General features: G+C 72.4%; 10 protein-coding genes. 5 read left to right on the plus strand and 5 right to left on the minus strand.

Annotated elements, in window-relative coordinates; all coding sequences use genetic code 11:
• The first annotated feature begins 2 nt into the window (after positions 1-2).
• Entirely contained in the window at positions 3-926 is a 924-nt protein-coding gene (locus tag ACWGN5_RS19895) for a LysR family transcriptional regulator (protein ID WP_453516794.1), read from the plus strand.
• A 66-nt stretch (positions 927-992) separates the two neighbouring features.
• Positions 993-2,117 carry an allantoicase gene (gene alc, locus ACWGN5_RS19900; RefSeq protein ID WP_453516796.1) on the plus strand — a complete coding sequence of 375 codons (1,125 nt, stop codon included), beginning with the start codon at positions 993-995 and terminating at the stop codon, positions 2,115-2,117.
• 117 nt (positions 2,118-2,234) lie between these two features.
• On the opposite strand, the gene pepN is transcribed toward alc, so the two are convergent.
• The 5 genes from pepN to ACWGN5_RS19925 all read right to left on the minus strand — a co-directional run bounded on the left by pepN (position 2,235) and on the right by ACWGN5_RS19925 (position 11,373).
• Positions 2,235-4,811 (minus strand): aminopeptidase N, encoded by a 2,577-nt coding sequence (gene pepN, locus ACWGN5_RS19905; protein ID WP_453516799.1) that lies wholly within the window; start codon positions 4,809-4,811, stop codon positions 2,235-2,237.
• Between the two features lie 52 nt (positions 4,812-4,863).
• A complete protein-coding gene (locus tag ACWGN5_RS19910) occupies positions 4,864-6,048 on the minus strand; it encodes a TerD family protein (protein ID WP_453516801.1) in 1,185 nt (394 codons plus the stop codon).
• An 80-nt stretch (positions 6,049-6,128) separates the two neighbouring features.
• Complete coding sequence (locus tag ACWGN5_RS19915) at positions 6,129-7,145, minus strand: aspartate-semialdehyde dehydrogenase (protein WP_453516804.1); 1,017 nt, start codon at positions 7,143-7,145, stop codon at positions 6,129-6,131.
• A gap of 170 nt (positions 7,146-7,315) precedes the next feature.
• Positions 7,316-10,636, minus strand: a complete 3,321-nt coding sequence (locus ACWGN5_RS19920; protein ID WP_453516806.1) for a S8 family serine peptidase — start codon at positions 10,634-10,636, stop codon at positions 7,316-7,318.
• Positions 10,637-10,830: 194 nt separating this feature from the next.
• Positions 10,831-11,373, minus strand: a complete 543-nt coding sequence (locus ACWGN5_RS19925; RefSeq protein ID WP_453516809.1) for a CGNR zinc finger domain-containing protein — start codon at positions 11,371-11,373, stop codon at positions 10,831-10,833.
• A gap of 130 nt (positions 11,374-11,503) precedes the next feature.
• On the opposite strand from ACWGN5_RS19925, the gene ACWGN5_RS19930 reads away from it, so the two are divergent.
• The 3 genes from ACWGN5_RS19930 (at position 11,504) to ACWGN5_RS19940 (ending at position 13,508) form a co-directional block, all read left to right on the plus strand.
• Positions 11,504-11,959 (plus strand): VOC family protein, encoded by a 456-nt coding sequence (locus ACWGN5_RS19930; protein ID WP_453516811.1) that lies wholly within the window; start codon positions 11,504-11,506, stop codon positions 11,957-11,959.
• Positions 11,960-12,108: 149 nt separating this feature from the next.
• Positions 12,109-12,981, plus strand: coding sequence for a pyridoxamine 5'-phosphate oxidase family protein (locus tag ACWGN5_RS19935; protein ID WP_453516814.1), 873 nt, complete (start codon positions 12,109-12,111; stop codon positions 12,979-12,981).
• Positions 12,978-13,508: an HPP family protein gene (locus tag ACWGN5_RS19940; protein ID WP_453516816.1), complete on the plus strand. Its 531-nt coding sequence runs from the start codon at positions 12,978-12,980 to the stop codon at positions 13,506-13,508. Before ACWGN5_RS19935 ends, ACWGN5_RS19940 begins: the two co-directional genes overlap by 4 nt.
• Positions 13,509-13,516 lie beyond the last annotated feature (8 nt).

Consider the following 13,516-nt stretch of genomic DNA (forward strand, 5'->3'; position numbering starts at 1 on the left):
CCATGACCGAGTGGGACATCAAGAAGCTCCAGATCCTCCGCACCCTCCGCGACCGCGGCACCGTCACCGCGACCGCGGAGGTGCTGCTCATGACCCCCTCGGCCGTCTCGCAGCAGCTCACCAACCTCGCCAAACAGCTCGGGGTGCGGCTCCTGGAGGCCCAGGGCCGCCGGGTCCGCCTCACCGACGCCGCCCATCTGGTGCTGCGCCACGCCGAGGTGGTCTTCGCCCAGCTGGAGCGCGCCGACGCCGAACTCGACGGCTATCTGCGGGGCGAGGCGGGCCAGGTGCGGGTGGCGGCCTTCTCGACCTCCGTGCCCGCGCTCGTCGTGCCCGCCGTGCGGCAGCTGCGGACCGCCCACCCCGGGCTCGACGTCCGGATCCGGGAGGCCGAGGCGGCGGAGGCGTACGAGCTGCTCACCGCCGGCGAGGTCGACCTCGCGCTCTCGCTCGCCGCGCACGCGCCCTCCGCGCGCGACCCCAAGTACAGCAGGCTGCCCCTGCTCGCCGACCCCCTCGACGTCGCCCTGCCCGCCGGGCATCCGCTCGCGGACGCGCCCGGTCTGCGGCTCGCCGACCTCGCCGCCGAGCCCTGGATCTTCGGCGGCTCCGGGCCCTGGTCCGAGATCACCACCGCCGCCTGCGAGGCCGCCGGCTTCGTGCCCGAGCAGGCCCACAGCGCCTCCGGCTGGACCGCGATCCTCGCCATGGTCGAGGCCGGGATGGGAATCGCGCTGGTGCCCCGGATGGCCTCCGCGGACCGCTGGGGCGGCGGGACCGGGGTCGTCATGCGGGTCCTCTCCGCCGACCAGCCGCGCCGCCATGTCGTCGCGGCGGTACGGAGCGGGGCGGAGGAGGGCCCGGCGGTGGCCCGGGTGCTGGCCGCGCTCCGGCAGGCGGCCGCGGCCCGCGAAACCGTTCAGTAGAACTGAACAGCATCGTCGAAAACATTCGATGGACCGAGGTGCGGCCGGCGCGGCAGAGTCGAGGCCATGAGCAGCCTCGACGCGCACCAGGACCCGCACGCCAACGACGCCGCCCCCTACTCCGGAGGCGACCCGTACGCCGACTACCGCACCGGTGACTTCCCCTTCACCGAGCTGGTCGACCTCGCCGACCGTCGCCTCGGCGCCGGGGTCGTCGCCGCCAACGACGAGTTCTTCGCCGAGCGGGAGAACCTCCTCGTTCGCGAGCGCGCCGTCTTCGACCCTGAGCACTTCGGGCACAAGGGCAAGATCATGGACGGCTGGGAGACCCGCCGCCGCCGCGGCGCCGACGCCGAGAACGTCTTCCCGGCCCCCGAGGACCACGACTGGGCGATCGTCCGTCTCGGCGCCCCCGGTGTGATCCGCGGGATCATCGTCGACACCGCCCACTTCCGCGGCAACTACCCGCAGAAGGTCAGCATCCAGGCCACCGCCGTCGAGGGGTCGCCCAGCCCCGCCGAGCTGCTCGAAGCGAAGTGGGAGGAGCTCGTCCCGCCGACCCCCGTCCGCGGCCACGCCGCCAACGGCTTCGAGATCACCGCCGAGCGCCGCTTCACCCACGTACGGCTCTGCCAGCACCCCGACGGCGGCGTCGCCCGGCTCCGCGTCCACGGCGAGGTCGTCCCGGACCCGGAGTGGCTGGAGCTCCTCGGCACCCTCGACCTGATCGCCGTGCTCAACGGCGGCTCGTACGAGGACGCCTCGGACAAGTTCTACTCCTCGCCGACCCAGATCATCCTGCCGGGCACCTCCCGCAAGATGGACGACGGCTGGGAGAACCGCCGCCGCCGGGTCCGCGGCACCAACGACTGGGTCCGCTTCAAGCTCGTCGCCCAGGGCGTCGTCCGCGCCGTCGAGATCGACACCGCCTACCTCAAGGGCAACTCGGCCGGCTGGATCGCCCTCCAGGGCCGCAACGGTGAGAGCGGCGAGTGGTTCGAGATCATCCCGCGCACCCGCCTCCAGCCCGACACCCTGCACCGCTTCAAGCTCCCCGCGCAGGCCGTCGTCACCCACGTCCGGCTCGACGCCTTCCCCGACGGCGGCGTCGCCCGGATGCGGCTCCACGGGGCGCTGACGGACCAGGGCGCGGCCGACCTGCGCGCCCGGTACGCCCGCCTCGGCGGCTGACACGCTTCCGCCCGGCGGCGCGGCCGCGCGCCGACGCCCGCCCGCCGGGCGGACTCCAAGCAGACGAAGGGGCGCCCTCGTGGGGGAGGGCGCCCCTTCGTCGTCGACCGGTACGGGCTACTTCGCGGCAGCCGCGTCCGCCGCACGTGCCTTCAGGGCGCGCTCCACGCCCGCGCGGCACTCCGTCACCATGCGCCGCAGTGCCGGGACCGGCTTGTGCTCGGCGATCCACGCGTCCGTCGCGTCCAGGGTCTCCTGCGAGACCTGGAGCGTCGGGTAGAGACCGACCACGATCTGCTGGACGATCTCGTGGCTGCGGGTCTCCGAGACGCCCTTGATCGACGCGAAGTACTTCGCGCTGAACGGGGCGAGCAGCTCGCGCTGGTCGGCCTGCACGAAGCCGCCGATGACGGCCGCCTGTACGGCGTTCGCCAGCTTGTCGTCCTCGACGACCGAGGCCCAGGCCTCCGCCTTCGCCGCCTCCGTCGGACGGGCCGCGCGCGCGGTGGCCGCGTGACGCTCGCCCGCCGCCGTACGGTCGCGCTCCAGCTCGGCGGCGATCTCCGCCTCGTCGAAGCGGCCGGTGGCCGCGAGGCGCTGCACGAACGCCCAGCGCAGCTCGGTGTCGACGGCCAGGCCCTCGATGACCTCGGAGCCGTCGAGCAGCGCGGCGAGCACGTCGAGCTCCGCGTCCTCGCGGGCCGTCGCCGCGAAGGCACGCGCCCACGCCAGCTGGTGGTCGCTGCCGCCCTCGGCCGCGCGCAGCTGCTCCTGGGCGAAGGCGCCCCAGCGGGCCAGGCCCGTCGCGCGCCACTCCGGCGCCGCGTACAGGTCGATGGCCGCCTTCACCTGGCCCTGGAGCGACTGCACCACACCGATGTCGGACTCCTTGGCGATGCCGGAGAGCACCAGGTCCAGGTAGTCGCGGGTGGCCAGCTCGCCGTCGCGGGTCATGTCCCAGGCCGAGGCCCAGCACAGGGCGCGCGGCAGGGACTCGGCGAAGTCGCCGAGGTGCGCGGTGACGTTCTTCAGGGACACCTCGTCGAGGCGGACCTTCGCGTACGACAGGTCGTCGTCGTTGAGGAGGACGACCGCCGGGCGGGCCCGGCCGGCCAGCTCGGCGACCGGGGTCAGCTCGGCCGCCGCGATGTCCAGCTCCAGGCGGTGGGTGCGGACCAGCTTGCCGCTCTCGTCCAGGTCGTAGAAGCCGATCGCGATGCGGTGCGGGCGCAGCACGGCCTCGCCCTTGGCGCCGGCGGGCAGCGCCGGGGCCTCCTGGCGGACGGCGAAGGCGGTGATGACGCCGTTCTCGTCGGTCTCGATCTCCGGGCGGAGGATGTTGATGCCGGCGGTCTCCAGCCAGGCCTTCGACCAGGTCTTCAGGTCACGCCCGGAGGTCTCCTCCAGGGCGCCGAGGAGGTCGGACAGGCGGGTGTTCCCGAAGGCGTGCGCCTGGAAGTACGCCTGCACGCCCTTGAAGAACTCGTCCTGGCCGACGTACGCCACGAGCTGCTTCAGGACCGAGGCGCCCTTGGCGTACGTGATGCCGTCGAAGTTGACGAGCACGTCCTCCAGGTCGTTGATCTCGGCCATGATCGGGTGCGTCGACGGCAGCTGGTCCTGGCGGTAGGCCCAGGTCTTCTCCGCGTTGGCGAAGGTGGTCCAGGCGTTGGGCCAGCGGGTGCCCTTGACCGAGGCCTGGCAGGCGACCGAGGTGTAGGTGGCGAACGACTCGTTCAGCCACAGGTCGTTCCACCACTCCATGGTGACGAGGTCGCCGAACCACATGTGGGCGAGCTCGTGGAGGATGGTCTCGGCGCGCCGCTCGTACGCCGCGTCCGTCACCTTCGAGCGGAAGACGTACTGGTCGCGGATGGTGACCGCGCCCGCGTTCTCCATCGCGCCCGCGTTGAACTCCGGCACGAACAGCTGGTCGTACTTGGCGAACGGGTAGTCGTACGCGAACTTCTCCTGGAACCAGTCGAAGCCCTGGCGGGTCACGTCGAAGATGTGGTCCGCGTCCAGGAACTCGGCCAGCGAGGGACGGCAGTAGATGCCGAGCGGGACGACCTGCCCGTCCTTCTCGTACGTCGAGTGCACCGAGTGGTACGGGCCGACGATGAGGGCCGTGATGTACGTGGAGATCCGCGGGGTCGGCTCGAAGACCCAGAGGTCGTTCTCCGGCTTCGGGGTCGGCGAGTTCGAGATGACCGACCAGCCGCTCGGGGCCTTCACGGTGAACTGGAAGGTCGCCTTCAGGTCGGGCTGCTCGAACGAGGCGAAGACCCGCCGCGCGTCCGGCACCTCGAACTGGGTGTACAGATAGGCCTGCTCGTCGACCGGGTCGACGAAGCGGTGCAGGCCCTCACCGGTGTTGGTGTACGCGCAGTCGGCGACGACCTTCAGCTCGTTGCGGCCCGCGGCCAGGCCGGCCAGCGCGATCCGCGAGTCGCGGAAGACGGCGGCGACGTCGAGCGAGCGGCCGTTGAGCACGACCTCGTGGACGGCGGGGGCGACGAGGTCGATGAAGGTCTCGGCGTCCGCCTCGGCGGAATCGAAGCGGACGGTGGTGACGGACCGGTAGGTGCCGCCCTCCTGCGCACCGGTGAGGTCGAGTTCGACCTCGTACGCGTCCACGGTCAGCAGCGCTGCCCGCTGCTGGGCCTCTTCACGGGTCAGGTTTGTCCCAGGCACCCGGTCAACTCCTCGGTTTCGTGACGTTTGGGCCATCCTTCCACGGGCCGGCTCAGCGGCGCACGGAACATTTCCACGGTCCGTCACCGCTGATCCGCAGCAGCCCCGGGCCCGGTACCGGGGCGCTCACCCGGACCTCCCCGATCTCGTTGACCAGCAGGTCCTGCTCCTCGTCGTCGTAGAGCGGGTCGAGCGGCGGGGTGTGCTGGTGGACCGTGAAGGTGGACTCCCCGAGGTGCGCGAAGTCGAGTACCCCGGCCGGCCCCTCGTAGATCACCAGATCGTGGGCGATCCCCTCGACGTGACTGTCGAAACGGCGTGCGTGCGAGAGCGGAAGCACCCGCAGCGTCCACGGGGTGTCGGCCTCCACCCGCAGGGTCAGCGGCCGGGCGCGCGGGACGAGGGCGACGGTACGCGCGCGTACGTCGTCCTCGTACGCCGTGAGGAGGAAGTCCTCGGCCCGCCCGTACGCGTCGCAGGCCTCGATCGTCGTGGACAGCGAGTGGTACGACTCGATCTCCAGGAGCACCCAGTGCCCCGCCGGCAGCGCCGGGTCGCAGTGCACGGTCTCCTTGCCGCGCCCCTGGTACACGCGGGGCCGGAACTCCCCGCCGTACGGATCGGCCACCGGCACGGGCGGGGCGGCGGGCGCCGGGGGCGGCGGCGGGGGTACGTAGCCGGGGCCCGGGATCGGCGGCGGCGGGGACTCCACCACGATGCCGAAGTCCGTCGCGAGTCCGGCGAGCCCCGAGGCGTACCCCTGGCCGACCGCCCGGAACCGCCAGCCGCCGCCGTGCCGGTGGAACTCCCCGAGGACGAAGGCCGTCTCCGTCGTCGCGTCCCCGATCGTCCGGTACGCCACCGGGTTCCCGGCCCCGTCCGTGACCCGCACGTCGAGCTCCGGCACCTGCCCGAAGGCGCCCCCGTCGGCGGAGGCGGCGATCACCAGACGCCCGACGTCGGGCTCCACGCGCGCGAGGTCCAGCCACAGCCAGTCCGCGGCCGGGCTCCCGGGCGCGCCCGGCGCCGACCTCCCCAGGTGCCGGACGGCCCCCGAAGGGTGCTCGGCGTGGTTGTAGAAGACCAGATCGGCGTCGCCCCGCACCCGCCCCCCGGCCCCGAGGAGCAGCGCGGAGACGTCCACGTCGGGCACCCCGTGCCCGGTGCGCCAGCTGACCGCGACGTGAAGGGCCTGCGGGGGCAGCGCGACGTCGGCCCCCTCGGGTATCTGGGTCATGGGGGAACTCTGGCACGGGCGGGCACGCCGGAGGGGCGGCTCCCCGCAACGGGAAGCCGCCCCTCCGGAGGGTCCTGGGATCAGCCCTTGAGCTCGGCCGCGACGAGCTCCGCGATCTGCACGGCGTTCAGCGCCGCGCCCTTGCGCAGGTTGTCGTTGGAGAGGAAGAGCGCGAGGCCGTTCTCGACGGTCTCGTCCACGCGGATGCGGCCCACGTACGAGGCGTCCTTGCCGGCCGCCTGGAGCGGGGTCGGGATCTCGGAGAGCTCGACGCCCTCGGCGTCCTTGAGGAGCTCGTAGGCGCGCTCGACGCTGATCGGACGCTCGAAGCGGGCGTTGACCTGGAGGGAGTGGCCGGAGAAGACCGGGACGCGCACGCAGGTGCCGGAGACCTTGAGCTCGGGGATCTCCAGGATCTTCCGGGACTCGTTGCGGAGCTTCTGCTCCTCGTCGGTCTCGAAGGTGCCGTCGTCGACGATCGAGCCGGCCAGCGGGACCACGTTGAAGGCGATCGGGCGCTTGTAGACGGCGGGCTCGGGGAACTCGACGGCCTCGCCGTCGAAGGCCAGCTGGTCGGCGGTCTCGGCGACGGCACACGCCTGGGTGCGCAGCTCGGCGACGCCGGCGACGCCCGAGCCGGAGACGGCCTGGTAGGTGGTGGCGATCAGCGCGGTGAGGCCGGCCTCCTGGTGGAGCGGCTTGAGGACCGGCATGGCGGCCATCGTGGTGCAGTTCGGGTTGGCGATGATGCCCTTGGGGCGGTCCTTGATCGCGTGCGGGTTGACCTCGGACACGACGAGGGGGACCTCGGGGTCGCGGCGCCAGGCGGAGGAGTTGTCGATCACGACGGCGCCCTGGGAGGCGACCTTCTCGGCGAGGGCCTTGGAGGTGGCGCCGCCGGCGGAGAAGAGCACGATGTCGAGGCCGGTGTAGTCGGCGGTGGAGGCGTCCTCGACCGTGACGCCGTCGACGACGGTGCCGGCGGAGCGGGCGGAGGCGAAGAGCCGCAGCTCGTCCACCGGGAAGTTGCGCTCCGTGAGGATCTTGCGCATGACCGTGCCGACCTGACCGGTGGCTCCGACGATTCCGACCTTCACGGGGACTCCTCCGTACGTATGTGCAGGGTGCTGCTGGTCCATGATGCGTATGTCCCGGGGCGCCTTGTCCAATCCATTGTCCAAGGAGCGGACGCGTCGCGGACGACGATCTTCCGGACGCGGAAGGGGCGGACACCGGTTCCGGTGCCCGCCCCCTCACTCGCGTGGTGTTACGGGGTGACCGCGCCGATCAGGACGCTGCCGGTGCCCGCGACGGTGCCGCGCGCGTTGAGCAGCTGGACCTCGCCGAAGAACTGGCGACCCTCGGGGGCCGCACCGGCGACGACGACCTCGGCGGCCACCGGGGCGGTGGCGCCGTTGGCCAGGGTGACCGTCTTCGACTCGTCGACCTTCACGGTGCCGAGCGCGGACGAGTAGTACACGTCCTTGTAGTCGTACGTGGTGCCACCGGCGGCCTGGACCGCGTAGCCGTCGATGACGACGGTGTACGTGCCCGCGGCCGGCTTGACCAGGGAGACGGACTCCTCCGAGTCGCCGTCCGCCGACTGGCCCACCGTCGCGCCGTTCAGCGTGACGGTGAGGTCGAGGTCGGCGGCCTTGTCGGAGGTGTTGCCGATCGCGATGTCGAGCCGCTCGACGCCCTCACCGATGGTGATGGTCTTCGTCTGCTGCTCGTGGTGCTGGATGGTCGGCGTCTCGCTCTTCTGCGAGCCGAGCGAGCCGCCCTTGAGGGTGCCCACGATGCCCGCGAAGCGGTTGGTGACCTGCCACTGGACGGCGGCCGGGGTGCCGATCTTCGCCTCGGCGACCGTCTGGACGGCCGGGTCGAAGTCGGCGCCGAGGGCGGTGACGTTCAGCGTGTACGGGTTGTCCAGGTCCGGCGACGTGCGGCGGGACTCGACCTCGATCTCCCAGACGCCGGGCGTCGGGTTCGCGTAGGACCGCAGGTCCGGGCGGCACTGGTTGGCCGGGTTGTAGTGCGGGTAGCACTGCGTGGTGGCGCTGTCCTCGACGCCGACGCCGTACGGGTGGATGGAGATGAACCGGGTCTGGCTCTTCTCCTTCAGACCGCCGAGCGCGACCTCCAGCGTCTTGGCGCCCTGGGGCACGGTGACGAAGTAGGACTTGCTGCTGTTGCGCTGCACCGAGCCCGTGGCGGAGAAGCTGTAGCCCGGGGCGGCCAGCTCGTTCGAGACGATCGAGGTGGCGAGGATCTGCTTGTCGACGCCCTCGGTGAACAGGTCGTCGGCCTCCAGGATGGCGCTGTGCGCACCGGCGGTGGCGGCGCGGGCCTGGAGCTTGACGGTGACCGGCTTGTTCAGCGGCAGGGCGACGAAGTCCTCGCCGAGGATGCGGAAGGTGCCGTCGTTGTACTTCAGGCTCAGCTCGTGCCAGACCGGCCGGTTCGGGCCGTTCGTGCGCGTGATGGTGACGTCGTAGACCTTCTTCTGGCCGACCTTGAGGCCGCCCTCGCGGTCGTACACACCGGTGCCGGTGTGCGGGGCCGGGAAGATCACGGTGTCGACCGGGGCCTGGACCGTGTAGTCGTGGGCGGTGGCACCGTCCTTGATCGACTCCCAGGCGTCCTCGATGTCGATGAGGCCGGAGCCCTGCTCGTGCGCGGCGACACCGGGGATGCGCTTGGCGGTGGAGGTGAGCGCGGTCCGCAGGGTGAGCGGGGAGAGCGCGATGCCCTTCTGCTTCGCGGCCGAGATCAGCAGCGCGCTCGCGCCCGCCGCCTGCGGCGAGGACATCGAGGTGCCGTTGAGCATGCCGTAGCCGGCGGGCAGGGTGTAGCCCGCCTCGGCGACGCCGGCGCCCGGCTGCCAGGTCGGGATGGTGTTCACGGCCGAGCCGGGGGCGGTGATGGTCGGGGTGAAGCCGCCGTCCTCACGCGGGCCGCGCGAGGAGAAGGGGAACATGGCGTACTTCTTCTCGACCGCGGAGCCGTAGTTGGCGGCCCAGGTCGACTGGGAGACCGCCGCGCCGACCGAGAGGACCTTGTCGGCCAGGCCGGGGTCGCCGATCGTGTTGATGCCGGGGCCCTCGTTGCCGGCCGAGATGACCAGCTGGACGCCGTACTGGTCGATCAGGCGGGTGTAGAGGCGCGAGCGGACGTTGTCGCCGTCGTTCTGCTGCGGCAGGCCGCCGATCGACATGTTGACGATGTCGACGCCGCGGTTGACGACGAGGTCCGTCATGCCCTCGGTGAGGGCGGTGTTGGTGCAGCCGCCGGACCAGGTGCACGCGCGCGAGGAGACGATCTTCGCGCCGGGGGCGGCGCCGTTCATCTTCCCGCCGAAGAGGCTGTGGGCGGCGGTGATGCCGGCGACGTGGGTGCCGTGCGAGGACTCGACGAGACCGATGTTGACGAAGTCGCGCTTCTGGCCGACCCAGGTCCCGCCCAGCGGGTCCATCGGGACGTCCTTGCGGATCTCGACGACGAACGGGGTGCGCTCGGTGACCTCGGTGGCCGGGTTGTCGGTACCGAAGTAGCCGATCTGGTACCCGTCCTTGTACGGCTTCATCGGCGCGTTGTCCGTGAAGTCGTTGTTCTGGTCGGTGTCCACGCGGACGGTCCCGGCGGCCGGGTCGTACAGCATGCCGAAGACGTCGGTGGTGTCGCCGTCCCGGTTGATGTCGCCCTTGGGGTCGCCGCCCTTGGTGGCCGCCTCGGTGAAGCGGCTGAACTGGTAGGAGCCCGCGGGGGCCGTCCAGCTCTGGCCGGCGCCGGTGAAGACGGGGCCGGCGACCGGGGTGACCTGGGCGCGCCAGGTGGCGTCGCCCTCGGTCAGCGGGTCGGTGGCGGTGACCCAGTCGACGATCTTGCGCTCGCCGGTGGTGGTCTTCTGCAGGGCCGGGTGGCCGAGGTCGACACCCGAGTCCAGGATGCCGATGGTCACGCCGCGGCCGTCGGCGTTCGGGTGCTCCTTGACGAAGTCGACCGCGCCCGTCTCGTACGAGGGGTTGTACGGGTTCTTCGCCGGGGTGTCCTTGCCCGGGGCCGGGTAGGTCGTGGCGACGGTGGTGCCGGAGACGGCACCCGTCGCGGCGCCCGCGTCCGGGGTCGGGTCGTCCAGCGGGATCTCCGCCTGGAGGTCCACGGACTGGACGGAGGAGAGGCTGGTGGCGGCCTTGATGGCGGCGGCGGCCTTGGCGGTCGGCAGGGTCGCGCGGACGTAGCCGAGGGCGTCCTGCTGCTTGCCGACGGAGGCGCCCGCGACGGCGTCGAGCTGCGCGGCGACCTGCTCGGTGGCGCCGGGGACGGTGGCGACGAGGACGGTGACGTTCTTCTCGCCGCTCGCCTGGGCCTCGGTGAGCCGCTGGGCGTCGATGGCGCCGAGCTTGTCGGCCGGGTCGGAGGACTTGACCGGGGGCGTGGTCGCCGGAGCTTCGGCGGCGAGCACGGGGGCGGCACCGGTCGCGACGAGGGCCGCGACGAGTCCGGCGGCGGCCGCGATGCGGGCCGCGCGTCTGGGCCCGTGCGTCGAGCTTCCGGGTATGGAGCTCCGAGTTTCGGGGGTGGTCATTTACATCCCTGTTTGTGAAAGGAGGGTGTCCGGAATCTGATGCCGGATGACCGCTCAGCCTTTCGCAAGGGACAGGGGTTTGTGGAGAGTTGCCCGGGGCCGGATTGCCGCCGCGGCACAAACCCGCCAGCGCGCCGGACGCGCCACGCGGGACGAACTCACCTGAAAGGGGGCGAGTCGCAGCCTCGTGCGACTCAACTCTCCTTCGTACGGGCGTAGTGGCGGGAGGCCTTGGCGCGGTTGCCGCAGACCGCCATCGAGCACCAGCGGCGGGTGCCGTTCCGCGAGGTGTCGAAGAAGTGCAGGATGCAGGCCTCGTGGGCGCAGGCCCGGATCCGGTCGGGCGCGGTGCGCAGCAGGTCTAGGTAGTCGCGGGCGGCGGTCCAGCCGGGCCCCCAGGCGGGATCCGCGAACTCGGCCTCCTCGCCGGGGCCCTCGGCGGTGAGGGTGGCCCGGATGCGGCCGTGCCCGAGGACGGAGTCCACGCGCGCGGTGGCGGCGGGGTCGCCGGGCCGGTCGACGAGCGCGGCGAGCGCGTCCCGGGCGGCGAGGGTGTGCCGCAGGGTGACCGCGTCGGCGGCGAAGCGCCGCTCCAGGCCGTTGGCGGAGAGCCAGACGGAGAGCCCCTCGACATCCGTGAGCAGGTCCTGGCGGACACCTTCGTCGTTCCAGCGGGTGTTCAGCAGGTCCAGAGAGACGGGCTCGCCGGTGAGCGGCCGGGGGTCGATGGCGGTCATGGGCGGGCACCCTCCTCGGTGGACTAACCCCTCAAGAGTACGTGACCGGTTGACTCTGGCTCCGACTAACCTCTAAAGTCGTTGTAGAGGGTTAGCCCGAGGTGCTGCCCCGCCCCCGAAGGGAACGGTCATGTCCGCGATCGGCACGCTCGCCACCCACCACGTCGGCCTCAACGTCACCGACCTGACGCGCTCGCTCGCCTTCTACGGCGACGTCCTCGGCTTCGAGGTCCTCGGCGAGGGCGCGGAGAAGGACAGCCGGTACGCCTTCCTCGGCCAGGACGGCCGCCTGGTCCTCACCCTCTGGCAGCAGGCCGAGGGCACCTACGACGCCGGCCGGCCGGGCCTGCACCACCTCGCGTTCGAGGCGGAGTCCATCGAGCACGTCCGCGCCGCCGAGGCCGCGCTCACGGCACGCGGAGCCACGTTCGCGTACGAGGGCGTCGTCGCCCACCGCGAGGGCGCGGCCTCGGGCGGCATCTTCTTCCACGACCCGGACGGCACCCGCCTGGAAATCTCGGTCCCGAAGGGCGCGGAGGGCACGGAGGCCCCGAACGAAACGGCCCCGACCTGCGGCTTCTTCTAGTCGCGCCTGGTTGTGGGCAATCGTTCCGCATGGGGGTCCCCCCAGGACGAAGTCCTAGGGGGAGGAACGGGTGGGCACAACCACGAACGCGCCAGCCGCGCCGAGGCCCCGCACCCGCACCCACCGACCCCGCACTCCCGGAGGCCCCCGTGAACACCGCCTACAACCCCGGCTCCCTGGCCATCCAGGCGCGCGAGGGCGTCCAGGACCTCGCCGCCCACGTAGGCCGCTCCATCACCCCCGGCATCCGCCCCGTCGCCGCCGCCTTCCTGGAAGCCCAGCCCATGCTGATGCTCGGCACGGCGGACGAAGACGCCCGCGTCTGGTCGACCCTCCTGACCGGCGCACCCGGCTTCGTCCGGGCCACCGGCCCCCACACGGTCTCGGTCGCCGCGCCCCTCCCCGAGGGCACGCCCGACGGCGCCAAGGTCGGCACCCTGGCCCTGGACCCCCGCACCCGCCGCCGCATGCGCCTCAACGGCACGGCCACGACCAGCCGCCGGGGCTTCACGATCGAGGCCGAGCAGGTCTTCTCGAACTGCCCGAAGTACCTCCAGAAGCGCGAGTGGTACGGCTCCGAGCCCACCGGTCCCGAGGCCGCCGCCGCACGGCACGGCGAGGCGCTCACCCCCGACCAGATGCGCCTGGTCCGCGCGGCCGACACCTTCTTCATCGCCACGGCCGCCCCCGACGGCCTCGACACCAGCCACCGGGGCGGCAACCCCGGCTTCGTCCGGGTCGACACGCCCAACGAGCTGAGCTGGCGCGACTATCCGGGCAACTCCATGTTCCTGACCCTGGGGAACCTGGAGGAGGACGGCCGCGCGGGACTGCTGTTCCTCGACTGGGAGACGGGCCTGACCCTCCAGCTCAGCGGCCTCGCGCACACCGAGTACGGCCCCGAGGGCCGCGTCACCCGCTTCCGCGTGGACCGCGCGATCGAAACGCCGTCGGGCAGCCCCCTGCGCTGGTCGCCCCCGGAGTACTCCCCGGCCAACCCTCCCCTCTGGAGCCCTCGTTGACGACCGCCACCACGCCCACCGCCACCACCACCGCGCCCACCGCCCGGCCCCGCCCCACGGCGCCTCCTCGCCCGCGCCCCCGGATCGTGCTGGCCTCCACCGCGACGAGCGTGACCGCCCTCCTCCTCCTGGTCGCGGTCGGCACCGTCCTCCGTCAGCCCCTGCTCATCCCGCCCCTCGCCGCCAGCATGGCGCTCGTGGCCGGCGCCCCCGACCTGCCGCTCTCCCAGCCGCGCTCGGTCCTCGGCGGCCAGCTGCTCTCCGCCCTCACCGGCTTCGCGGTCCTGGCCCTGGCCGGTCCGGGCCTCTGGGGCGCCGCGGTGGCGGGCGGACTCGCCCTGGGCGTGATGATGCTCGCCCGTACCCCGCACTCGCCCGCCGCGGCCACGGCCGTGATCGTCGCCCTCCAGGCCCCGCCCTTCTGGTCGTTTCTCGGCCTTCTCGCGCTCGCCTCCCTCCTCCTGGTGGCCGTCGGTCTCGCCGGCGCCCGCGCGACGGGCCGCGCCTACCCGGCGTACTGGCTCTAACCTCGCTC

The organism is Streptomyces sp. NPDC055815 (assembly GCF_053616475.1).